The sequence below is a fragment of the Clostridium sp. DMHC 10 genome, from assembly GCF_001270375.1.
Taxonomy (GTDB): Bacteria; Bacillota; Clostridia; order Clostridiales; family Clostridiaceae; genus Clostridium_S; species Clostridium_S guangxiense.
In genome coordinates this window covers 688,731-712,995 of sequence record NZ_LGVB01000015.1, presented here as the reverse complement: position 1 = coordinate 712,995, position 24,265 = coordinate 688,731, and the positions used below count along the sequence as shown (strand labels likewise).

Sequence of the window (24,265 nt, the reverse complement as noted above, 5' to 3'; positions counted from 1 at the left end):
ATATACGTAATTTATCAGCTAGCTAAAGAAATTCCTATGCTTGAACTCCAAAAATAGCTACATTCTGGTCATATAAATCAAATCTATTATCCTTCCATTTTAAAACATTCAAAAAATAGCCTAAACCATCAACATTAGATCTTCCAGCTATTTTTTGATAAGCCATTAAATCATATACTCCATCTAAATCATAATCCACAGGATAAAGGCTGCTTATTGGATCTACAAAACCGCTTATTGACTGCTTTAACACTCCATTTGCATCATATGTTTCATTCAAATAATCTGGATCCCTAGCAGATATATCTATAATATATCTTTCTTTATTTTTCCTACTGAAAGCTTCAACTTTGTAGTTATTTTTAAAAGTTATATCATATTTATATTCCTGATTATATACTTCAAAGTCAAAGATTAGCTTTGGTATATTGTTTGCAAATGAATAAATATAGTGAAAGGTATACCCACTGCTGCCGCCAGAAAAAATGCTTATTTTAATATCCTTCACCTTATCACCTGTAAAATCAGCCAAAAACAGCTTGGGGTCGTAGCCTGCATTTTCTTTAAGCGGTATACTTGTAAACCTTCCTGTAACTCCATCTTGAATTACAAGAGTAACATTTTGTTCAAAAGGACTGTCTTGTGTCTTTACAGCAGTTAAATATACATTATCAGGTACTTTATCGCCATTTACATCTCCACGCCCATAAGAAACAACTCTAGGATATATCATATCTTCCCTGAAACAACAATTATACATGATAACTCCTTTTTATTATTAGCCTTCAGAATATCTTATGGAATAATAAAGAAGCTTGCTATATTTTTTATTTATGATTAGAAATTTCGCCTTTGCTTTAAATTCTTTGATTTGTATATCAAAAGTAAAAGTGAATCACAATAACAAATCTCGTATTTTTTTCATAAGTATTGCTTTTCTTGTATCATAAAACTTACCACGTTCGTGCATCTATTTTCTGAACTCAACCCAATAATTTCTATGTGGCTCAATAATAATAGAACCAAAGAAATGTTTAATTTCATTAACTGCTACTGGAGTAATTTCGCTTTTGGACCCATTATAATTATTTGCACTTTCCCTCGTCAGAAAGCACTTAACAGACTCATATTCTTCGCCATTTTCTGCCTTTCGCTTAATGATATCAAAGCCAAATTTTTCTCTATCCTTCATCCCAATAACAGGCAATGTTCCAAGAATGTATACCACCTTGTCCTTCATAAGTTCAAATGCCTTTTCATTACTAATCCTATTTCTAGCTGCTGCATACATAATGCAAAAGGAATCAATTAAATCCTTTATTGGAATTAAATCTTCTTTAGTAATAATAAGCGCCTGTGGTGTAAGACCACGAATTATCAAAGCATCAAAGAAAGGCTGCTGAATCACATTATCTACTGCCATTCCAAGAGGCATCTGAATGCACTGATAGTCCTTCTGCTTCGCCTGTTTAAACTCCTGTAAAATCTGATTTAAGGCTTCCTGTGAAATACACATATGCACAGCTTTATCTATTTCGATATTTTCACCATCACTTATCACTACTACGCTGCGGTCAAGCTGCTCCATAAAGCCAAGCTGCCCCAAACTAATATTAGAAGCATATTTAATATTTTTCTTTTCTAATCCACGTTTTTTAATCTGTCAAATAATCCCATATTTTACTCCTTCATATATATCAGCTTTTCATCACAATCATATTCAGAAAAAACTTCTTTATTTTTCACAAAGCCGCATAAGGCCTTGTATTCATGTCTCTCACAACAATATCCTTGTCCTTTTTATAATCCGTAAAAGTCAGTACACTAATCCCCATAGCCCATAATGAGGCTCTGAAAAGCCAAGTTTGCAAGATTTCTCCCAATCTTTATCATTCTCTAATGTCAAAAACTTTTGTCTGTTATATGTATTTAGTCTACATTCTAAATCATGATATATAACTTTCTTCATTTTTCTACTTTTCGAATAATCTAATAAATTCACACAAACACAAGAATCGTCACAGATTAAAATCTGCCTCATGTTCCATAGCTCTTTATAGTTTGAATCACATATACATAAGTTATTTACTTTTAATTCTTTTACACTATGATTATCTTCATCCCAAAACCAAATAATTCTCTTATCTCCAATAATATATTCTTTATGTTTGCTTATTAGATCATACATCTTTCCATAAAACAATATCTGCTGCATCTACTTTCTCCAAGCTTGTTCCGTTTATTTTGTATGTCAATAATAGAATTTATTTTATTAATAGACTCTTCTGGGTTGGAAGTGCCTAAATATGGCTCTTTATTTAAAAATGTATTATTTTCATTAAGTCCTAGAACATTTTGAGCTGTTTTTACATCCTCTATGGTTGTTCCACCATAACTTCTTGTGACTAAAGCTTCTGTATCATGTGACATATATCTCATCAGAATCCAATTATGATATTATTTTGCAGTTACTATTCAATAATCTTTGAAAGATAGTCTTTAATATCTTTTTGCTCTATCTTTGTTCTTTGCTCTTTTAAGCAATTGAATTTTAATATAGGTTTTTTAATTTCAATTAATGCATCTATTTCATCTAAGGATACATCTTTATCAAAAATAAACTGCTCTTTTTTTATAAATTCATACTTGGCAGCAATATCAGAATCACTAGTATATATGGTTATATAGTTTATATCTAAGGTTTCCTTGGCAACTTTTAAACACTTGTATTCATTTCCTTTATATAAAACTCTGTAATCTACTTCATATATGATTTCCACATTATTTATATCAACTTCTTTTATAAATATATCCTTATGAACATTACCTGCTAAATCAACTAATTCATTAATTCTTGTTTTTAGTCTAATTTTTGACTCTCTAACATTAGCCAAATATACTTTATTTTTATAAATAGCATATATCATTTTAATTTCCTCCTATCATAACCCACTTCGTATCTGTATCCATATCATAAATATACTGTTGTACTACTTTGCCTGTATTACCATCTATAATCTTAATAATATCTCCGTCATATTGATTATATAAATATTTATATATGTCACTTTGCGGTACTGTTTTACACATTAACGTGGCTGCTGTTGGTAAACCTATCTCTCTTCTTACAGAATCCACAAGCAACTTTTGAACTTCCATCTTCACCTTTAGCCTCATCACCCTTTGTATTTATTTCTTCATTCGCTCCACTGTCTTTTGCAGCCTTTAAGCTGTTCACTCTTAGGTGCACTTACTTTCTTTGAATCAGTTTCTATTTTTTCTTCATCACTGCTTACATTTACTTTCTTTATATCTTCATCAACCTTTATAAGTGAACCTACTTCATTCTTTTCATTTATTATATCATTTACTGCTTTTCCCATTTTTTATATTGCATGAACATTCACTTATTATACTTGCTGAATATTCTAGTTCACTTGCCCCCAACAGTGTCACATCTCATAACTTTACTAATCAGTTTGTAATTTCCATGTTAATATTACTATTATATTCCATAAGCTTCAATGTGTTTTAATCTATTTTTTAATTTATTTATATAAGTTTCATAAATTTTAAACTGTTCTTCTGTATCCGTACTTACTCTGCAGTAAGCACAAACCTGATTTTCAATCTACAAACAATCCTTGCAGCTCTTATCCTCCAAAGCTTACATCTTATTTCTTTTTATTTCTTTCAAAAAATAAAAAAGATATCCTTAATTTAAGATATCTTATATGCTTAATGGGCAGGCATATCTAATGGATACACATAATCACAAGTAAAATCATATTGAATTTTCATTGTATTTGTCAGTGTTTTTGTTATTGCCTTTGGAAGCAAAGTATGTGCTGAAACTGGAATAGCTGCATTTTTGAAATAGTATGTAACCACAGCAAAATTTTTATCTAACTTTTTATTATTAATAAAAAATATATTAAATCTATTTTTCATAATGAAATATTGGTAATTTTAATATTAATTCTAATTTACCAATAGGACATAATATCAACATCACATCGACAAATTGGAATTTGTGAAGTAATATTAATTTGGGATATTAAATAAAGCTAATAAATCTAAGATGATAAATCCTAAAATTCTAAGAGAATTTAATAACTCACTATCGTTCAAACAGATTAAATTCTCTAAGACTTTTACGATTTATCATCTAAGATTTATAAAGCTTTATTTAAATCATCCCAAATCAACATTACTTCACTATGCCCGGAAAACAAGGAATATTTTTCTCCGTTTCTCTACGAAAAATGCACTGTTAACGAGATTTTACAATAAAAGTAATAATAAATCGTTTAAATAATGGAATATAAAGATTCACGCAAAAATTCCGTAGGAACGGAGGAATTTTTTCCTTGCACTACTGTGGGAGTGAAGTAACAATACTGAAGGAACGATTTAAAAAAATTCTAATAAATCTTGGTTCAAAAATTGTAAAATGCTTAGATATTTCAATCTGTCTGAGCGATAGCGTGGATCGATGTCAATATTTTAGACACAAAAAGTCGAACTTTTTATGCAATTTTTCTTGATAGCTCCTCACATTGTTGAGGAGTTATATATCCAATACTTGAGTATTTCCTTCCATGTTAAAAGTTTCAATTTCAAATAAAAGAAAATGATCCACAGCTTTCTTATGTTTTTATCTTCATTGGAATTTTTTAGTGCCTTCTCTTTCTTCATCAAATACTACAGATTATGTTTGAATCCTCATTTTTATGTATATATCCTTCATAAATTCCATCTTTTATTTTACCCTTTACGAGAGACAAATAATATTTTTCTATTTTTTGTCCCTTATCATTTCATTTAAAATTTTAAGTGACTCAAAATTTTTACCATAAACCACTATACCAGAAGTATTCATGTCAAGCCTATTGCAAGGTGCTGGAATAAAAGTAACTTCTTCCTCAGGTCTATAGTCCCCTTTATCATATAAATATGAAAGCGCATAATCCGTTAAAGTAGGTGCTCCATTTGGCTTATTTGAATGTACGAGCACTCCAGGCCATTTTTCAACTAAGAGCATATTTTCGTCTTCATAAACTACTTTAAAATTGTTATCTATTCTCTTAAATTTTTTCTTTTCAGGTGATGAGCTTACATATTTTACTAGCAGCACATCACCTTCTACAAGTATATATTTGTCCTTACACTTGCTTCCATTTACCCTTATATCGCCTTTTCTAAAGGCTTTATATATAGCGCTTAATGGAACATCATTAAGCCACTTTCTTATAAATTTATCTGCCCTCTGCCCTGCTTCGTTTGGTCCTATTGTTATTTCCATCTTTCCTCCTGTGAATATTATATTATTTTTGTGAAAGTTTTTTTAATGCTTCAAAAGCTGCTTTACATTGAAGTGCTGCCCCTATATGAAGACAATTTTCATCAATATCAAATAAATTTCCATGAGCCGGGTTTATTATACCTTTTTTTTTTCATTTTTAATTCCAAGATAATAAAATACTGATGGTCTCTCCATAGAAAAATATGCAAAACTTTCTACGCCAAGGCTAGGCTCTTCAAGCTCTATTACGTTTTCCTTGCCAAGGAGTTCTTCTGCTTCTTCCTTCATAAAACTATACATACTGTCATCATTATAAAGACATGGGTAACTCTCTTCTATATTTACTTCTGCTTCAGCTCTCATAGAATTTGCAACCCCTTTAACAACTTCTACAAGCCTCTTTTTAACAAATTCCCTGTCTTCGCTTTTCATTGTCCTTATTATACCACCTATTTTAACCTCATCTGGCACTATGTTTCCAGCAGTTCCTCCATGAATATATCCAATTGTTATTACAGAAGGATTTGTAGGTGAAATTTCTCTACTAACTATAGTCTGAATTACGTTCACCACATTACAAGCAATGGTAATTGGGTCAACGCCTAAATTGGGATGTGCTCCATGAGTTCCCTTTCCTTTTATTAATATTTGAAATGGATTAGACGCTGCATTTACTACACCTTTTTTTTATGCCTATTTTTCCGCAATCTATAGTTTCTGAAACATGAAGCCCTAAAACCGCATCTACCCTTGGATTTTCAAGTGCTCCCTCTGAAATCATAATTTGTGCTCCACCCGTAGTTTCTTCTGCTGGCTCGAAGAATAACTTTACATTTCCACAAAGTTCATCTTTCATGCTATTTAAAAGTTTAGCTGCTCCCATAAGTATAGTAGTATGTGCATCATGTCCACAAGCATGCATTTTACCATCAACTTTTGAAGAGTACTCACATAATTTTTTATCCTTTAGTGGAAGTGCATCCATATCACCTCTAAGAGCTACTGTCTTACCTGTATTCTTTCCTTTTATAATTGCGCATATTCCTGTTTTCGCTGTTTCTTTATATTCTATGCCTTCCTTTTGTAAAAACTCTTTCACCTTACTACTGGTTCTTTGAAGTTCAAATCCAAGTTCAGGATTTTGGTGAAAGTCCCTTCTAATACCAATAAGCTCTTTTTCAATTTTTTTTGCTTCATTTAAATAATCCATTTTGTTCCTTCTTTCTTTTAGGCTTTGTTTTAATAGTCATTTCCATCTAACTTCAATAATATCTTTATCATGCAGTTCATCAAAGAATCCAACATTATTTCCATTAAGTTTTAAAACAAGACTTCCTTTAGGTATTGTTAAATCAAAATTAAAGAAATCAAATATATCTACAAATTTAAATTTATCTTTTCCTGTTAATTTTACAGGAGTGTCATTTATAACGACTACTATTTCATTATTTGAAATTTCTACTTTCTTTTCTTCGTCAACTTTAACTTCTTCTTTTTCCTCTAATTTTATATCTTCCTTGGGCACTCCAAATTTTGGTACTTCAACATAAATTTCATCATTAGGGGTATTTTCTTTATATGTATATATTCTGTCATCCTCGCTTATAACATAATCATCATTTAATCTTTTGTTATTTAAATAGTACTCTTTATTTAAATCCTTATCAAAATATTTTATGTAGTGAAGTAACGTTGATGGATATATAGTTTCTACTTCATCACCTTCATGTATTTCACTATCCAAAAAAGCTTTTTCTCCATTTATTAAAAAAATAGGATCAAAATTTACAATGTTATCATCAACATAAAATCCAACACTGCAAAGCTTACTTATGTAATTTCTTATTAAAGGATGTGCATCAGTACCATCCTTTGCATATTTAATTTCTATTTTATCATTTTCTTTTATCTCTGAATCTATATTTGAAATAATACCATTTACCTTTATTTCAGCATTTTTAGCCACTGTGCCAAATGCCACTCTTTTATCACCATTTAATGTAAACCTTATATTTTTCCCGTTTTTGCCTATTAAAAGTCTAGGATTTATTCCAGATTGCACAACAACATCCATAACACTATGAACTCTTGAATTAAATAAGCTTACTATGCTGTCATTAAGCATAACATCTATAAAATCATTACCTAACCTTCTTATAGCTACAAGTGCTATACCAAGTACTGTAACCCCAGTACTTTCAAGTGAGTTATCTGTACATATGCAATCTGTTACTGCATCTCTTCCCTTTATAGCAACTCTTTGAACTTGAAGCCCTAATTTTTCTGCTATTAATTCTTTTACAAGAGGCGTATGAGCTCCCCCACCAACAAGAAACAGTGCATTAGGAGCTTTCCCCCCATTAAGCTCTATTATTCTCTTTGCCACTTCTTCTGCAAGCTTTTCAACTGTAGGCTTTATTGCTTTTATAACTTCTTCAGTTTTTACTGATGCCTCAATTCCAAGTACATCTGTATACTTTATTTCACTATCTACAGTGCATTTTCTTTTTATTGCTTCAGCAGTATTAAAGTCCACAAGATAATTTTGTGCTATAACCTCTGTAACTTCATCTCCTGCTATAGGCACCATTCCATAGGCACTTATGGTGTCCTTTGAACTTATAGCTATATCTGAAGTTCCAGCGCCTATATCAACAAGTGCTATATTTAAAAGCCTCAAATTTTTAGGAACTGCCGCTTCCATTGCTGCAATAGGCTCAAGTGTTAAATTGCTTACATTTAAACCCACTTTTCTAATTACGGTATATAGACTATCAACTACAGATCTGGGTAAAAATGTAGCTATAACCTCAGCTGAAGCACTATGCCCTTTATGTGATAGTAAATTAGACATAGCATATCCATTTAAATAATAGCTCTTTACACTATATCCGACACAATAAAGCTTTCCTTCCGTATCTTTATTTACTTCTTCTTCTGCTTTTTTTACAGCTGTTAACTCAATACTTCTTATTAAATCATTATCTATTTCTTTATCTTGATCTATTTCAATTTCAGATTTAACTTCAGCAGTTCTAAGAAACCTTCCTGCAGCTGCAATAGCCACATTTTTAAGTGTAAGACCAATTTCATCCTCTATTTCAGTCTTAATTTTATTTACAGCTTTAGCTACAAGACCTATATCATGAATTTGACCATCTACCATGGCTCTTTCTTCATGTTCTGTATACTTTTCAGCTATTACGTGAAACTTTTTGTCTTTTACAATTCCAACAGTTCCAATAACTGTTCTTGTTCCAATATCAAGTGAAAAGACTAAATCTTCTAAATTAATATTCATAAGTTCCATATCCCATCCTTCATAAGTATATTAAAATTATATAATACTAAATTGAAATATTCAATAAATGAAAATTTGAACTTGATTTTGGAAACTGCTGCATCAATAATTAATTCAACTTTTGTAGTTCAAAAATACTGTTGCTTCGCCCTATTTTTTTATAACTTCCTTTATTAATCCTTTTTTATAAGCTAAAAGTAAAAGCTTAAGCTCATGCAGTTGTCTTTTAAGTTCAGCTCCTATGTCAGTGTCTCCAACTCTTTTTCTTTTTACTGCCTTTTCAAATATAACTGTAGACGATAATATATCCTTTTCTTCTGCAATCGCCTTTTCTGTGGACTCAAAAAGCTCATGGGACACAAGTTGAAGTCCAAAAGAGTTATATATTAGAGTATATCCTGCAATTCCCGTTTTACTATGATAAGCTTTAGAAAATCCACCATCTATTACTATGAGCTTGCCTCCTGCTTTTATAGGATTTTCTCCATCCTTTTTCTTTACAGGTACATGTCCATTAATTATATGTGATTCATTAGGATCAAGATCAAATTCATATAAAATTTTATTGCATATTTCAGCATTATCTCTATAAAAATAATATGGGTCCTTTTTCTCATAATGTGTTTTGGTGTCATCAATAAAATACCTTTCAAAGGTAGTCATTTTTTCTTTTCCAAAAAGTGGTGAAAAAGGTCCTGTCCATAGATACCAAATCATATCAACAGCAACTTGTTTTTCTTTTGAGTTTGTTTCGTAAAAAAAGCCTTCTCTAGCCAGCATATCGAGCTTATCTAATAGAGCTTTTCCACTATATTTTTTATCCCCTATAATAACTTTTCTAAAACTTCCATCCTCATTTAAAGGTATACATCCATGATAAAGTAAATTTGAATTAAATTTTAAATATAAACTCCCATGAGAAAACAAAAAACGAACATGTCTATTTAACTTTTCACTATTTACGAAAGATGACCTTAATTTTTCAATTAATTCAACTTCTTCCTCTAAAAGTTTATAAGGATTTTCTGTATCTATAGTTGGAAATTTATTATCATTAAGCTTATATTCCTTTCCATAAAGCTTTATAGTCCCATTTTTAAAATCTATATTATTCAAAAGCAGTCTATGGTCCATTTTAAATTCTTGGTGTCTTTTAATAACTTCTCCTTCAAGCTTAAATTGTATTATTGCAATAGCTTTATGCATCTTTGCAATTAATTGCATTTCCTTTACGGTATAATTTTTTTTCTGTCTCAATTTTGGGCAAAAAATTCTCGCATGAATCATCGCCATAAAATTCAACTGCAAAAGTAGCAAGAGGTAAAAGATTAATTCCATAACCATCTTCTATTGTAGATAAATTAGCATATCTTGCAGAGTTTCTAATTACATTTGCTATGCATACAAGTGAACCTGCTGCCGCACCCATCCATACAATATCGTGATTTCCCCACTGAATATCCACTGAATGATATTCTTCAAGTTTGTCCATAATTATATCTGCACCTGGACCTCTGTCAAATATGTCTCCTATAATATGAAGCCTATCTATTACTAATCTCTGAATAAGTTTTGATATGGCGATTATAAAGTCTCTTGCCCTATCTATGTCTATGATTGTATTTATTATTTCATCATAATACTCCTGCTTATCTACTCCCTGCTGCTGTTCATGTAAAAGTTCTTCTATTATATATGAAAATTCTTTTGGAAGAGCTTTTCTGACCTTTGAACGAGTATATTTAGAAGAAACATTTCTACAAACCTCGATAAGTCTATAGAGTGTAATTCTATACCAATCATCTATATTTTTTTGCTGTCTTAATACTATATCTAACTTTTGTTCTGGATAATAAATTAAAGTAGCTAAACTTTTTTTATCTTTCTGCATTAGTCTATTTCCAAAAATATCATCAATTTTTCTTCTAATTACTCCTGAAGCATTTTTAAGTACATGTACAAATTGTTCATATTCTCCATGAACATCAGAAAGAAAATGTTCGGTTCCTTTTGGCAAATTTAATATAGCCTTAAGATTTATTATCTCAGTTGCCGCCTCGTTAATTGTTGGATATTGCTTTGAAAGAAGCTTTAGATATTTTATACATTTATCAATACCTTCATTTTGCACATCATTTTTAAGCTGCATACATTCATCCTCCATATATGAAACTAGTCACTAAATACTTATATTCATTATAATACAAGCTGATTAATATATACCACACAAAATACTAAATTATCTTTAGTTACCTTTACAGGTAGTTTATCTTATGGTAAAATATGGATATTATATTGAAGATTTATAGGGGGTAGAAAATGATTTATAAAGAAGATATAGAAGATTCAAGCGATGTAAAAAAACACTTAGAAGAAGGTAATAAATTAAATTCATCAGATCTTTATTCTAAAATAATAGAAACGAACGAAAAGTTAATAAAGTCTAACATTGAAATTAACAATAAAGTTGACAAGCTACAAGTACTTTTAGATAGCCAAGAAAAAAAATTAAAAGCAAAAGATGAAAAACTTATAAACTTAATTATATCTGAAATATATTCAAATAATTCTGAAAATACAGACAAAACTAACATATTTAACAATATATTTAAGAAGTTTAAAGGTATTGTTGAATAATATTAAAGAAACATAATTGTCGTTAAACTCCAATATTAAATAGAGAATGAAAGCTTTTAAACTTTCATTCTCTATTTAATAATTCTAAAACTCTTTTAGTCCTTTGCAACATTTATGTTATTAAGCTTTTTATCATAATTTCTAAAGTATAGTTCCATTTCTTCTAATGACTTTCCTCTAGTTTCAGGTACAAATTTAGCTACACATCCTATACATACAAGTCCAAGTGCTATAAATATTATAAATGTCTTAGAAAGTCCAAAAGCTGCTATTAATACAGGAAAAGTCAAACCTACCGAAAAATTACCTATCCAGTTAAAGAAAGTTGCAACACCAAAACCAATTCCTCTTACTCTGAGCGGGAAAATCTCAGATAACAAAAGCCATGTTAATGGTCCTATAGTAGCTTGATCAACAGCAAGGAACATCATAGTCAAAGTAATTATCATATAAGGTAGTACAGCTGCACCTGCAAACACATGCGAAACTATAGATATAATAAGCCAAATTACAGTGGTTCCACAATATCCAAATATTAGTACAGTTCTTCTATTGCACCTGTTTGCCATTACGTGCATATAAAACCATGATGATATAACAGACATAACTCCATTACCTATATTAGCAATCAAAGCTGTTTTAGTTCCAAAACCTGACTTTTCTAAAAGAGTTGTACCATAATACATCATTACATTTACTCCTGCAAACTGCTGAATAATTGCAATTACGCATCCAATCACTACAATACGACGTATCCATGGAGTTCCTAAATCCTTAAAAGTAGCACGATCCAAATGCTTTTCTGATTCAATGTTTTTCTGAATTTCTTTAATTTCCGCTTCTGCTGCTGCTTCGCTGCGTACTTCCTTCAAAACCTCTAGAGCCTCAGCAATTCTTCCATTTGCTGCTAACCATCTTGGAGTCTCAGGAACTACTAACATACCAAACCACAAAACTACTGCAGGAATTGATGACAACGCTATCATATAACGCCAAATACCAGGATTTTGAGAAACATTACCCAAAACACCATTAAAAACATATGCTAAGAGCTGTCCTGTAACAATCATAAGTTGATCTTGTGAGACAAGACTTCCTCTTATTTCAGTAGGTGCCATTTCTGCAAGCAATGTTGGTACAACTACTGATACTCCACCTACTCCTAATCCAACTATAAATCTACATACAATAATAACTGCTGCAGTAGGAGATAAAGCACATCCTAAAGTTGAGAGAAAGAAAATCGCTGCAAGTAATTTTAGAATTTTTTTTCTTCCATATTTATCAGAAAAAACGTCCCATAATTACAGCTCCCAAAGCTGCTCCAAGCAATAAAGAACTCGTAACAAATCCTTCAGTTAAAGGTGTAAGATTAAGTTGATCCTTTCTAGATATAAAACTAAGTGCACCATTAATTACTCCACTATCATATCCAAATAAAAGTGATCCAAAAGTTGCTAATATTGATATCTTTCTTAAGAATTTTTTCTTACCTCTATCCTGTTCCATTTTGGTTCCTCCCATTTATTTACACATACTTTGACTTAAAACCCTATTTTCTAAAATATTTCGTCACTTTAACTATTGATTTTTTAATCCATATAGTATATCTTTTTAGTGTATGAGAATTGTTTTAAATAACTTTTTCTCATTCATTCTAAGCATCCTTTTTATTTTATACGCGAAACCGTTATAAAAAGGATGCTTTATTGCACAGATCTTTTCTTTACAATTTAGCTGTTTTACGAATATACCCTCTACCTTTAATTGCATATTCAAGCGGATTTGCTATGGCTGGATCCTGCTCTGCTTCAACTAACATCCATCCTTCATAGTCACTATCAGCAAGAACCTTAAATATTGGTTCAAAATCTATGCATCCATCTCCAGGCACTGTAAATGCCCCCAATCTAACCCCTCTAAGAAAACTTAAACTTTCCTTTTTCACTTTTTCCTTCATTTCTGGTCTTACATCTTTTAAATGTACATGTTTTATTCTTTTTGCATATTTCTTTACTATAGCTACAGGATCTTCTCCTGAATATACTAAATGTCCTGTATCAAATAATAAATAAACAAGGTTATCATCTGTCATATCCATAAGTTTGTCTATTTCTTCAGTAGTTTGAACTACTGTTCCCATGTGATGATGGTAAACTATCTTCATATTTTTTTCTTTTGCAAGTTTTCCAAGTTCATTAAGTCCATTTGCAAGCATTTTCCATTCTTTTTCATTCATATGGTATTTTCCTTCAAATATAGGAACATCCATTTGTCCTTGTATACTGTGTCCTTGCTCCGATACAACTATTACCTTCGCCCCCATGGCATGTAAGAAATCCCTATGTTCAATAAAAGCTTTTTTGGTTTCTTCAAAAGCTTTAGTTGTTAAAAATGAACTGAACCAAGCACTTGCTATTTGTAATCCTCTTAAGTCAAGAGCTCTTTTTAAAACCTTTACATCTTTAGGATATTTATTTCCTATTTCTGTACCTTTAAATCCTGCAAGAGCCATTTCACTTACGGCCTGTTCAAAAGTATTTTCTTTTCCTAAATCAGGCATGTCATCATTTGTCCAACCTATTGGGCAAATTCCTATTTTTACTTTATCTTGATTAAACATCTTATAATTCCTCCTACCTTTAGGTTTAATATTCTATCTCTGATATTTTAACAGGTCTATTCTCTTCTAGAGATTTCCTAGCTGCAAGGCCTATAAGTACAGGCTTCAAGCCATCATCTGCATTTACTGGAGTGTCTTTGTCATTTACTATAGCATCAATAAACTCTCTTATTTCTTCTGCATAAGCTTGCATATATCTTTGAAGGAAGAAAAACATTGGTTTTTCACCTTTAACTCCATCTTCTGTTGATATGACTGCTGAGGAATCCGAATCATTTGATATAGCAACTTGACCTTTTGATCCGAATACTTCTGCCCTTTGATCATATCCATAAGCTGACTTTCTTGAGTTATCAATAACTGCCATTGCTCCACTTGCAAGTTTTAAAGTTATTATAGCTGTATCTATATCTCCAGCTTCTCCTATGGCGTTATCAACCAAAACATTTCCTGCGGCATAAACTTCAACAACTTCACTGTCCATAAGGTATCTAACCATATCAAAATCGTGTATTGTCATATCAAGAAATATTCCACCAGATACTTTTATATAACTAATTGATGGTGGTTCTGGATCTCTTGAAGTTATTTTAAGTATTTGAGGCTGGCCTATTTTTCCCTCAGCAACAGCTTGTTTAACAGCTTTAAAATTATGATCATATCTTCTGTTAAATCCAACCTGATATTTAACTCCAGGATTCTTCTTAAGTTCATCTATAACCTCTTTTATTTTAGACACATCGTGATCTATTGGTTTTTCACAGAAAACATGCTTATGAGCTCTTATAGCTTCTATTGAAATTTTTGAGTGAGTATCTGTTGAAGAACAAATTAAAACAGCATCAATTTCAGGATCTTCTAATATTTTTTTGTAATCAGTGTATGCATATGGTATTCCTTTTTCCTTAGCCCACTCTTTTTGAGCTTCATTTAAAAATGGATCAGCTATTGCTTTGATTTGTGCTTCCTTTACATACTTTGTTATACTTTCTCCATGTACCTTTCCTATTCTTCCTGCACCAATAATTCCAACCTTTAACATATAATACATCTCCTTAAAATTTATAGTTATTTTAAATTTATTTAGTGTTTTAAAATGTTAACCAAATTCATTTAGTATTTTCTTGCATTGCTTAAAAATTTTTGTCTTTTTATATAAGCATTTTGTATAGACTCTTTATTCGAAACTTCAGCAACACCAACATGCCACCAAGCATTATAACCATCTGTCATAGTCTTAGGTAAAATCTTTATATCAATTAAGGTAGATACACTCTGATTTTTAGCATCTTTCAACGCATTTTTTAATTCATCAATAGTCTTTACTGTATATGTCTTAGCTCCATATCCCTCTGCACATTTTGCAAAATCTATAGGAACATAGTCAGCATTTAGTCTATTCTGTTCTTCATTTCTAAATCTAAATTCTGTTCCAAAACTATCCACTCCATTTGCCATTTGCAGATTATTTATGCATCCAAAGCCACAATTATCAAACAAAAGAACATTTATTTTCTTTCTTTCTTGAATTGAAGTTATAAGTTCTGAGTGCAGCATTAAATAACTGCCATCACCAACCATGGCATATACTTCTTTATTAGGTTCTGCAAGTTTTACACCCAAAGCACCTGATATCTCATACCCCATGCATGAATAACCATATTCCATATGATAGCTATATTTCTTGCTTGATCTCCACAATCTTTGTAAATCTCCAGGAAGGCTTCCAGCTGCGCCAATAACTATATAGTCACCATTAAGCTCTTCTTCTAGAAATTTATTAATTTGTCCTACAACAGTAGTTTGTGGAAGTGCTGATCCATATATTTTATAAAATTCTTTCAAAAATCCTTCATTTTGCCCAGCTATTTCAGGTTTAAAATCTGCTTTGGGATATTCAATGCTATATAACCTCTTTACTTCATTTGCCCATTTTTCTTTTGCTCCTGCTATTTCATTTGTATATGAGCTCTTATATCCTAATTTTTTAAGAGCTGCTCCTAATTGTTCAAGACATGCCTTAGCATCTCCTACTACCTTTGTCCCATCCATTTTATAAGCATGGAATACAGAAGCATTTACTGTAACAAAGTCAACATCTTTATTTCTAAATAATTCCTTCGAGCCTGATGTAAAATCGGTGAATCTAGTTCCAACGCCTATTATAAGATCTGCACTTTCAGCTATAAGATTGGCTGCTAAATTTCCTGTAACGCCAACACCTCCAAGATTTAATTCAAAATCACTTTCTATTGAACTCTTTCCAGCTTGAGTTTCTCCAATAGGTATATTAAATTCTAAAGCAAATTTTTTTAAGTTCTTCACCAGCTTCTGAATACTTTACACCACCACCACAAATAATTAGCGGCTTTTTCTTTAAAACTATCAATTTAATGGCATCTTCTATTTCCTCATCATCTGCTTTTCTTCTAGGAATTACATGTATCCTCTTTTTAAAGAAATAATCTGGGAAATCATAAGCTTCCCCCTGAACGTCTTGAGGTAGAGCAATACATACTGCTCCTGTATTATCTACACTTGTAAGAACTCTCATAGCATTTATCATAGCATTCATTAATTGTTCAGGTCTGGTTACTCTATCCCAATATTTACATACGGCTTTATAGGCATCATTTGTGGTAACAGACGCATTATTTATATGTTCAACCTGCTGAAGTACAGGATCTGGCTGTCTTGTCGCAAAAGTATCTCCTGGAAGTAATAAAACCGGTATATTATTAGCAGTTGCAGTTCCAGCAGCTGTTACCATATTTGCTGCCCCAGGTCCTACAGATGATGTACAGGCATATATCTTTTTCCTCTTGTTCTGCTTTGCAAATGCCACAGCCGCTTGAGCCATGCCTTGTTCATTTTTTCCCTGACGAACCTTAAGTTCTCCAGAATCCTGCTGTAATGCTTGACCAAGTCCTAACACATTTCCATGTCCAAATATTGCAAATACTCCCTCTATAAATTTATCTTCTTTTCCATCAAATCTTATATATTGATTGTTTAAAAATCTAACTAGCGCTTGAGCTGTAGTAAGCCTAATTGTGCCCATTTCAAATCCCCTCCTATTCTTCTTTACCAGTTATTTTTCAGGCCATATTTTCACATCTTTATCCCATAGCCATTTATGCTCATCCACATCTATCCTATCAGTCCATGGATTATCTTTAAGGTGCCTTATCATCCAGCAATAATACATAGCATATCCTGGTGCTGATGTTTGAGGATGCACATCTCCTCCATGTATGGCAACAAAACTATTATCTGATATCTTATGTGCATCATCTCCTGTAAGGCATAACCCTAGTCCTTGAGGTTTATTAAATTTATAGTAATAAACTTCTGGTTGTGGATGATAATGTGGAGGATAACTTGACCATTTACCAGGATAAGTTATAACTTCTCCCATTACCATATTAGAATAAGGGGCGTTGTGATAGTCAAATACTGTTCTTACCACCCTTCTTGCAGTATCATTCCATACTCCCTTTCCAAAAACATCACTTTGGCAGTCATTTGGAGAATAAAACTTTGCTTCAAAATCTCTTTCATTTTTTGCAGCCTGATATACTATTTCACTTTCTTCCTCAGCTTTTACTGTTACTTTTGTGCCATGTGGTACATGAAGACACCATGGATCCTCATCAAATACAGAATGCCTTTCCATAACTTTCTTGTTATGTGACCATTCTATTTCTATTTTCCCTGTTAAAAGAAGCACAGCTATTTCCTTTTCACTTTCTTCATAAACTTCACTTGAACCTTTTTTTAATTTGTTTACGGAAATATCCATAAGCATTTCTTTATATGAACCATCTATGCTACATATCTTATTAGCTCCATATTTTAAAGAACCTAACTCACCAAATTTACTCATACTCATATATAAATTCCTCCTAACTCTAAGCTCTTGCTACCATTTCTCCATATTCAGCCTTTTCCGTCATTATAAATTCCTTTATCTCATCAGCTGTAGGCATTGCATCTGAACAGCTGTGGCTTGCAACAAGCATTGCAGCAGAAGCACTACCAAACTCAAGTGCATCCATTATGTCCCATCCTTCTAAAAGTGCATATATAAATGCAGAACCATAGGCATCTCCACCACCAAAGGATTTTAAAAGCTTTACAGGGAAAGGTTTTATATTGTAACTCTTTCCGTCGCTTGTATATGCCGTTGAACCATCTTTACCATGTTTTATAACCACAATTTTATTTCCATATCCAATCCATCTTTTAGCAGTTTCTTCATCACTGCTGTCATTTGCAATTAGTCCTTCCATAAGATCAAATTCTTCTCTTGAGCCTATTACCAAATCACTACTTTTTCCAACTATAGAATAATAAATTGCAATTTCATCTTTATTATGCCAATTATATTCTCTATAATCTATATCGAAAATAACTACTGTATTATGCTTTTTAGCATATTCTAATGCTTTTAGGGCAGCCTCTCTAGATGGACTTTGTGCTAATGCTGTTCCTGATATTGAAATAGCCTTTGCATTTTTTATATATTCTTCATCAATTTCATCTACATTAAGACTTAAATCTGCAATGCTATTTCTATACATTAAAATACTGCTCTCTATAGGACTTAATATTTCTGTAAATGTAAGTCCTAAGGATTCACCATTTTTTGCTCTACAAATTTGCGATGTATCTATTCCTTCTTTTTTAAAGTAATCAATTATAAAATCACCAAATCTATCATTTGATACCTTTCCTATAAAGCCTACTTTTTTCCCTAATCTTGCAAGTCCAACTGCTACGTTTGCAGGCGAACCTCCTAGATACTTTTTGAAAGTTGTGCTTTCAGCCAAAGTTTTATTTATATCTACTGGATTAAAGTCTATTGCTGCTCTTCCAAGTGGTATTACATCAAATTTTCTATTATTATCAAATTCAATATACTTCATTTTTATCCCCCTACGCTTTATTTTCAGTTCCAAATATTTCAATATGCTTCTTTGCATTTAGGTAAGCGCCATTAATCTCAGCTTCATGCAATTTAAAATAATCAACGCTGTCACATTTTTCACAAAGCGCCTTTACATTTCTAGCGACAGACATAAATGTAGCAGTTGCTATATTTATCTTTCTGATTCCCAAAGATACACATTTTCTAAAATCATCAGCACTTATACCTGATCCTCCATGGAGTACTAGTGGTACGTTTACATTCTCATCTACATCTTTAAGCACTTCAAAATTTAAATTAGGTGAACCCTTGTATACTCCATGGGCATTTCCAATTCCTACAGCCAGTGCATTTACGCCCGTTTCTTCAAAGAATTTTTTCGCTTCACGGGGATTAGTATACATGGCCGATATTTTTTCAGAGCCGTCTTCACTTCCACCAACCCTTCCTATTTCAGCTTCTACAGAAGCCTCATATTTATTTGCTTCCTTTATAACTTGTTTTGTCAAATTTATGTTTTTCTCTAATGGATATTTTGATCCATCCATCATAACAGAAGTAAATCCTAACTTAAGAGCCTCCATTATGCATTCCATACTAATACCATGATCCAAATGCACTGCCACAGGAACTTTAGCATTGATTGCTGCTTTCATCATAACAGGTCCTATTAATTGAAGCGGAGAATAAGGTAATCTTACTTCTGCAATTTGAAGTATAATAGGTGCATTTAATTCTTCTGCCGCCTTTATAACTCCCATTACCATTTCCATATTTGCAATGCTAAAAGCTCCTACTCCATAACCTTTTTTATCTGCTTTAGTTAGTAAATTTTCTAATTTTTCTAATGACATAAGCTTCGCCTCAATTCCACAATCCTTTATATATGCATATTATATCTTCTTTCTTTACTTCTCTTCTTGTATTTTGTGGGCTTCCACTAGCTAGTGCATCTTCTGCCATTTTGTCTAAGCTATTGAAAAATCTATTTTTATCTACTCCAAACTCTTCTAAACTTTGTACATGTAAATCAAAGCACAGCTTTCCCACTTTATCTATAAATGCCTGACCAGCCTCTATATCACTCATTCCGTCTTTATATATTTGAACGGCTTTTGCAAGATCACAAAACTTATCAGGAGCACCAGGTAACGCAAACTTTAAGCAGTCTGTAAGAAGCATTGCATTAGAAAGGCCATGTGGCACATGAAAAAGAGCTCCTATTGGTCTACTCATGCCATGTACTATAGTAACTGAAGCGTTATTAAATGCTATTCCAGCTTGAAGTGCTGCTATGGACATTTCTGTTCTTGCTTTAACATTAGTTCCATTGTTATAAGCTTCAAGCAAATTATTAAATATCTTTTTTACGGCAGAAATTGAAAACATTTCAGACATAGGTTGTGCAAGTTTTGATGTATATGACTCAATTGCATGAGTTAATGCATCAAGTCCTGTTGCAGAAGTAACACTTTTTGGAGATGTAATTGTAAAAATAGGATCTATGACTGCAACAGTTGGAATCAAATAAGGTCCTTTCAAAAGCATTTTTATATTTCTATTGGTATCAGTTATTATAGTAAATTGAGTTGCCTCTGAACCTGTTCCTGCTGTTGTTGGTATAGCAACCAGTGGAGGTGTTTCTTTTTGTATTACTTTTCCTAGATAATCATTTATATTGCCAGAATTAGTTATCATTGCTCCCACAGCTTTTGCTGTATCAATAGGACTACCTCCCCCTAATGCTATTAAGAAATCGCAATCTTCCTCTTTATATTTCTTAATTCCATTGTTAACCATAATATCAGTAGGTTCACCATTTACTTCATGATAAATAAAAAACTCTACATTTTCTTTTTCCAATAAGCTTGTAACATTGTTCACACTTCCTAATTTCATCATAACATCATCTGTTATAATTAAAGCTTTACTACCAAGTGATTTTATTTTTTCACCTGCTGTATTTAAAGCTCCTTCTCCTGTGAAAGCATACCTTGGCATCAAAAATAAATTACTCATTTATTCACCCTCTCCTCATTATATTTATCACTGCATCGTTATATTATAATTATATTATGGTTATATTATAATTATGTATTGATTATTTCATAATTATGTTTTGGTTATATTGTAATTACGTTTGGTTATATATTACCACTGTGGCATTACGTTGTCAATAATTCCCACGATTTTTTTGATATTTTTTTATTTTTATTGTATTCTTAGCAACTTTATGAGTATGTTTTGGCTATATTGTAACTAAATCCACCAATTAATTGTTTACTTTTATGAATTTTAATGTATAATATATAGTATAAAGACTTGAACTTACTCAATAGTAATAAAATTTCAAATTACATCATAAAAACATTTATTCTACACAATAAATATATTTATGAGACTTTGTCAAAAGGAGAAAGCCTATGAAATCAACGAGAATGAACCAAATAGAAGAGTATGTTTTAGAAAATGATACTGTGACCCTTGATAAACTAACTGATATTTTTAAAGTCTCTAAAAATACTATAAGAAGAGATATTCAAGAGTTAATCAAAAGAGGAAATATAAAAAAGGTATATGGAGGAGTATCTGTTAACTTCAATTCGCTAGTACCTTTTAATGAAAGACAAATAAAGAATAGTTTTTCTAAAACCTTAATAGCTAAAGCAGCTTCAAATTTTGTTAATGATGGAGACATAATATTTATAGACTCTGGCACAACCACAGTAAATATGGTGGATTTTCTAAAGGATAAAAACAATCTAACTATAATAACTAACAATTTAATTTTCATCACAAACTCCACTAAATATGAAAATTTAAATATAATCTCTACTGGAGGTACCTTGGTTAGAGAAACCAATTCTTTTGCAGGAATAGATTCACTAAATTTGCTCAAAAATTATAATATAAATAAAGCATTTATGGCCACTACAGGTATATCAACAACTAATGGAATTACAAATTCTTCTCCTCTTGAGGGAGAGATAAAAAAAATGGCTGTAAAAAAAAGCAATAAGGTATTTGTACTAGCTGATTATTCAAAATTCGATGTTTGCTCTTTAATAACCTATTGTAATTTGAGCGATATAGACTATTTAATAACAGATAAAACTCCACCTAGTGAATATGTAGACTTTATTAAAAAAAATATGATAAACCTAATCATATCTGAATAAACTATTTTTATCAAATTAATGAAGTTAAATAAATAGCCATCAACTTATTGAAGTTGTCCATCTTAGTTTAACAACCTCAACTAAGCCGATGGCTTTCTTTTAGGTAGGAAAATTTAAAAAAGCTCAATCTCCTACTTTAAAAAGGAATGTATTTATACACTGATGATCAGTATACTTTTTTAACCAAATCACAATTAACCAGCACCGTAGTATCAAACTTCCTCACCGCATTTTCAAACTGAATTTCCGTAACCTCAGCAGTAATATTAACTATCTTTCCTCTACCAAAAGCCATATGCTCCACGATATCTCCCTTTTTAAAGGCAAGTTCTACTCCGTTTTCTTGAAGTTTACATTCTGCTATAAATCTTGATGGCTTTCTCACACTTCCCTTAACTTCATTTGTTATGCAAAGCCATAAATTATCTATTGCCCTTGTAATTCCAACATAAAAAAGCCGTCTCTCCTCTTCTATATTATCTGGAATGCTGTTTTTATGAGGGATGTTGTCCTCTACGCAGTTTACTATAAATACATTTTTAAATTCCATACCTTTTACGCCATGTATAGTACTTAAAATTACTCTATCTTCATCCCTACAAAATCTACCTTCTTCATCGTCTCTGCTACTTTATCAACATGGACTAAAAAAGTGATTATAGTACTGTAACCTTCACAAGAACTTTTAAATTCCTCCATTATATCATTAAGCTCATTTACATCAATTCCATACTTTGTTGAATACTCTTTTACATAATCGGCATATCCCAAGTCCGAAATAATATACTGCACCGCACTTAAAAGCGACATCTTATTTAATGAAACTATGTCCTTTTTAAGCTTATCTATAGCGTTCAGTTGAAAAACAGGAATATCATCTATGTCCTTTAATGCATCGAAACAATTTTCCTTATAAGTCCCTCTTCTAATTTTTTCAAGTGCAAGTTTACTAATATATCTAAAAGGTTTATTTATTATCCTAAGAAAACTTTCTCTGTTACATCCATCTATGCTGAGTTTTAAATATGCGATTAAATCCTTACATATAAAATGTTGAAAAAAATTATACTCTCTGTCTAAAAATGTAAAAGGAATATTTCTTCTTATAAAACTATCAATTAAACTTCTACTTTCCACATTAGTTCTATAAAGCACAGCGATGTCAGAATAATTACCCCCCGATGCCGCCTTTATCTTATGTATTTCCAAGGTTATTTTTTCCGCTTCACCATTTTCATTTTTACTATTAATAACAGTTATGTTTCCATTAGAGCTCTTAAATGGATTTATATCTTTTGAGTTTCTCATAATGTTATTACCTATAAGTTTCTTTGATATTTCAATAATATTATTTACACTTCTGTAATTAGTATTTAAATACTCCTTTGTCCACCATTAAATATATTTTGAAACTCCACCATACATTCAGGTTTTGAACCTCTAAAGGAATAAATGCACTGATCCTCATCACCAACTGCATATATGTTACTTGTATCATTAAACATTTTAAGAAGTTCTATTTGAAGCGAATCTACATCTTGAAATTCATCTACTAAAATATGCTTAAAAAGCTTGCCATAACCTTGAAGAAGCTTTTTATTTTCCTTAAATAATTTTATGCATTCTATCTGTAAATCATCAAAATCCATAAGTTCATTTTCTTCTTTATATCTATTATAGCCTTCAACACATTCCTTAAAAACCTCTAAATCGACATGGGATTTAAAATCGTTTATAGCTTCCTGCCTGCTTTTCATCAAAGATATATCATTTACAACTTCTTTTATTTTATCATCACTTATTTCGTCCATATACTTTAATAAAATACCTCGAATAAGTCTGTACTTTTCATACTCCTCAATTATTTTTATGCTTCCCTTGTATCTTTTCAATATTTTATAAAACAAGCCATGAAAGGTTCCAAAAAAAGGTGTATACTTTTCTCCATAAATCTTAATATACCTTTCTTTCATATTTTTAGCTGCGGCTTTAGTAAAAGTTATAACAATGATATTTTTAGGTGATATCCCTCTATTTTTTATCAAATATGCAGTTCTATTTATTATAACAAGCGTCTTTCCAGAACCAGGCGCTGCAACAACAAGTATATTCTTTTCATTTGCAATAACTGCATTCTTTTGTGAATCATCTAATTTGTATTTCATAATTTCTCCTTATAATATATATTCTACATTAATTATGTGCATTTTTTTCATTTTAGATAACATATGTGCTATTTTTTAATAGTTTTTTATTTTTTTATATTTTCTATTGACATACTACTCGTCAG

General features: G+C 31.3%; 22 protein-coding genes and 4 pseudogenes. 2 read left to right on the top strand and 24 right to left on the bottom strand.

Annotated elements, in window-relative coordinates; genetic code table 11:
• Positions 1-34: 34 nt before the first annotated feature.
• The 12 genes and pseudogenes from AGR56_RS05295 to AGR56_RS05240 form a co-directional block, all read right to left on the bottom strand.
• Positions 35-760, bottom strand: coding sequence for a hypothetical protein (locus AGR56_RS05295; RefSeq protein ID WP_053241405.1), 726 nt, complete (start codon positions 758-760; stop codon positions 35-37).
• 210 nt (positions 761-970) lie between these two features.
• Positions 971-1,606 carry a hypothetical protein gene (locus AGR56_RS05290; protein ID WP_157055671.1) on the bottom strand — a complete coding sequence of 212 codons (636 nt, stop codon included), beginning with the start codon at positions 1,604-1,606 and terminating at the stop codon, positions 971-973.
• A 210-nt stretch (positions 1,607-1,816) separates the two neighbouring features.
• Complete coding sequence (locus AGR56_RS05285) at positions 1,817-2,215, bottom strand: hypothetical protein (RefSeq protein WP_157055670.1); 399 nt, start codon at positions 2,213-2,215, stop codon at positions 1,817-1,819.
• Positions 2,176-2,430 carry a hypothetical protein gene (locus AGR56_RS05280; RefSeq protein WP_053241402.1) on the bottom strand — a complete coding sequence of 85 codons (255 nt, stop codon included), beginning with the start codon at positions 2,428-2,430 and terminating at the stop codon, positions 2,176-2,178. The genes AGR56_RS05285 and AGR56_RS05280 overlap by 40 nt, the downstream gene beginning before the upstream one ends.
• A 41-nt stretch (positions 2,431-2,471) precedes the next feature.
• Positions 2,472-2,927, bottom strand: coding sequence for a hypothetical protein (locus AGR56_RS05275; protein ID WP_053241401.1), 456 nt, complete (start codon positions 2,925-2,927; stop codon positions 2,472-2,474).
• A 1-nt stretch (position 2,928) separates the two neighbouring features.
• A complete protein-coding gene (locus AGR56_RS05270; protein ID WP_053241400.1) occupies positions 2,929-3,165 on the bottom strand; it encodes a hypothetical protein in 237 nt (78 codons plus the stop codon).
• A gap of 32 nt (positions 3,166-3,197) precedes the next feature.
• Positions 3,198-3,383: a hypothetical protein gene (locus AGR56_RS05265; protein WP_053241399.1), complete on the bottom strand. Its 186-nt coding sequence runs from the start codon at positions 3,381-3,383 to the stop codon at positions 3,198-3,200.
• Between the two features lie 355 nt (positions 3,384-3,738).
• Entirely contained in the window at positions 3,739-3,951 is a 213-nt protein-coding gene (locus AGR56_RS05260) for a hypothetical protein (RefSeq protein ID WP_053241398.1), read from the bottom strand.
• Between the two features lie 701 nt (positions 3,952-4,652).
• A pseudogene (locus AGR56_RS05255) lies at positions 4,653-5,305 on the bottom strand (RluA family pseudouridine synthase); the annotation flags it as partial.
• A 22-nt stretch (positions 5,306-5,327) separates the two neighbouring features.
• Positions 5,328-6,515 (bottom strand): annotated as a pseudogene (locus AGR56_RS05250) (M20 family metallopeptidase).
• Positions 6,516-6,551: 36 nt separating this feature from the next.
• On the bottom strand, positions 6,552-8,615 hold the full coding sequence (locus AGR56_RS05245) for a cell division protein FtsA (protein ID WP_053241397.1): 2,064 nt from the start codon (positions 8,613-8,615) through the stop codon (positions 6,552-6,554).
• Positions 8,616-8,756: 141 nt separating this feature from the next.
• Positions 8,757-10,755, bottom strand: a pseudogene (locus AGR56_RS05240) (fructose-1,6-bisphosphatase).
• 170 nt (positions 10,756-10,925) lie between these two features.
• On the opposite strand from AGR56_RS05240, the gene AGR56_RS05235 reads away from it, so the two are divergent.
• Entirely contained in the window at positions 10,926-11,243 is a 318-nt protein-coding gene (locus AGR56_RS05235) for a hypothetical protein (protein WP_053241396.1), read from the top strand.
• Between the two features lie 95 nt (positions 11,244-11,338).
• On the opposite strand, the gene AGR56_RS05230 is transcribed toward AGR56_RS05235, so the two are convergent.
• The 9 genes and pseudogenes from AGR56_RS05230 to AGR56_RS05195 all read right to left on the bottom strand — a co-directional run bounded on the left by AGR56_RS05230 (position 11,339) and on the right by AGR56_RS05195 (position 20,815).
• A complete protein-coding gene (locus tag AGR56_RS05230; RefSeq protein ID WP_278279679.1) occupies positions 11,339-12,487 on the bottom strand; it encodes a sugar porter family MFS transporter in 1,149 nt (382 codons plus the stop codon).
• A 40-nt stretch (positions 12,488-12,527) separates the two neighbouring features.
• A complete protein-coding gene (locus AGR56_RS22605) occupies positions 12,528-12,752 on the bottom strand; it encodes an MFS transporter (protein WP_278279577.1) in 225 nt (74 codons plus the stop codon).
• A gap of 217 nt (positions 12,753-12,969) precedes the next feature.
• The gene (gene iolE / locus AGR56_RS05225) at positions 12,970-13,866 is read right to left on the bottom strand and encodes a myo-inosose-2 dehydratase (protein ID WP_053241395.1); all 897 of its coding nucleotides are present in this window, start codon (positions 13,864-13,866) and stop codon (positions 12,970-12,972) included.
• A 25-nt stretch (positions 13,867-13,891) separates the two neighbouring features.
• On the bottom strand, positions 13,892-14,908 hold the full coding sequence (gene iolG / locus AGR56_RS05220) for an inositol 2-dehydrogenase (protein ID WP_053241394.1): 1,017 nt from the start codon (positions 14,906-14,908) through the stop codon (positions 13,892-13,894).
• Positions 14,909-14,979: 71 nt separating this feature from the next.
• A pseudogene (gene iolD, locus AGR56_RS05215) lies at positions 14,980-16,927 on the bottom strand (3D-(3,5/4)-trihydroxycyclohexane-1,2-dione acylhydrolase (decyclizing)).
• A gap of 30 nt (positions 16,928-16,957) precedes the next feature.
• Complete coding sequence (locus tag AGR56_RS05210; protein WP_053241393.1) at positions 16,958-17,758, bottom strand: 5-deoxy-glucuronate isomerase; 801 nt, start codon at positions 17,756-17,758, stop codon at positions 16,958-16,960.
• Positions 17,759-17,777: 19 nt separating this feature from the next.
• Positions 17,778-18,794: a 5-dehydro-2-deoxygluconokinase gene (gene iolC, locus AGR56_RS05205; protein ID WP_053241392.1), complete on the bottom strand. Its 1,017-nt coding sequence runs from the start codon at positions 18,792-18,794 to the stop codon at positions 17,778-17,780.
• A 10-nt stretch (positions 18,795-18,804) separates the two neighbouring features.
• Positions 18,805-19,650 (bottom strand): class II fructose-bisphosphate aldolase, encoded by an 846-nt coding sequence (locus tag AGR56_RS05200; protein ID WP_053241391.1) that lies wholly within the window; start codon positions 19,648-19,650, stop codon positions 18,805-18,807.
• A gap of 10 nt (positions 19,651-19,660) precedes the next feature.
• Positions 19,661-20,815, bottom strand: coding sequence for an iron-containing alcohol dehydrogenase (locus tag AGR56_RS05195; protein ID WP_053241390.1), 1,155 nt, complete (start codon positions 20,813-20,815; stop codon positions 19,661-19,663).
• 404 nt (positions 20,816-21,219) lie between these two features.
• On the opposite strand from AGR56_RS05195, the gene AGR56_RS05190 reads away from it, so the two are divergent.
• On the top strand, positions 21,220-21,975 hold the full coding sequence (locus AGR56_RS05190) for a DeoR/GlpR family DNA-binding transcription regulator (protein ID WP_053241389.1): 756 nt from the start codon (positions 21,220-21,222) through the stop codon (positions 21,973-21,975).
• Positions 21,976-22,141: 166 nt separating this feature from the next.
• Here the strand turns inward: AGR56_RS05190 and AGR56_RS22600 are convergent, their stop codons facing one another.
• Genes AGR56_RS22600 through AGR56_RS22590 form a run of 3 tightly spaced genes read right to left on the bottom strand, consistent with a single transcriptional unit; the run spans position 22,142 to position 24,140 of the window.
• A complete protein-coding gene (locus AGR56_RS22600; RefSeq protein ID WP_278279576.1) occupies positions 22,142-22,525 on the bottom strand; it encodes a 3'-5' exonuclease in 384 nt (127 codons plus the stop codon).
• A 29-nt stretch (positions 22,526-22,554) separates the two neighbouring features.
• Entirely contained in the window at positions 22,555-23,298 is a 744-nt protein-coding gene (locus AGR56_RS22595; RefSeq protein ID WP_278279678.1) for a 3'-5' exonuclease, read from the bottom strand.
• A 50-nt stretch (positions 23,299-23,348) separates the two neighbouring features.
• On the bottom strand, positions 23,349-24,140 hold the full coding sequence (locus AGR56_RS22590; protein ID WP_278279575.1) for a UvrD-helicase domain-containing protein: 792 nt from the start codon (positions 24,138-24,140) through the stop codon (positions 23,349-23,351).
• Positions 24,141-24,265: the final 125 nt, after the last annotated feature.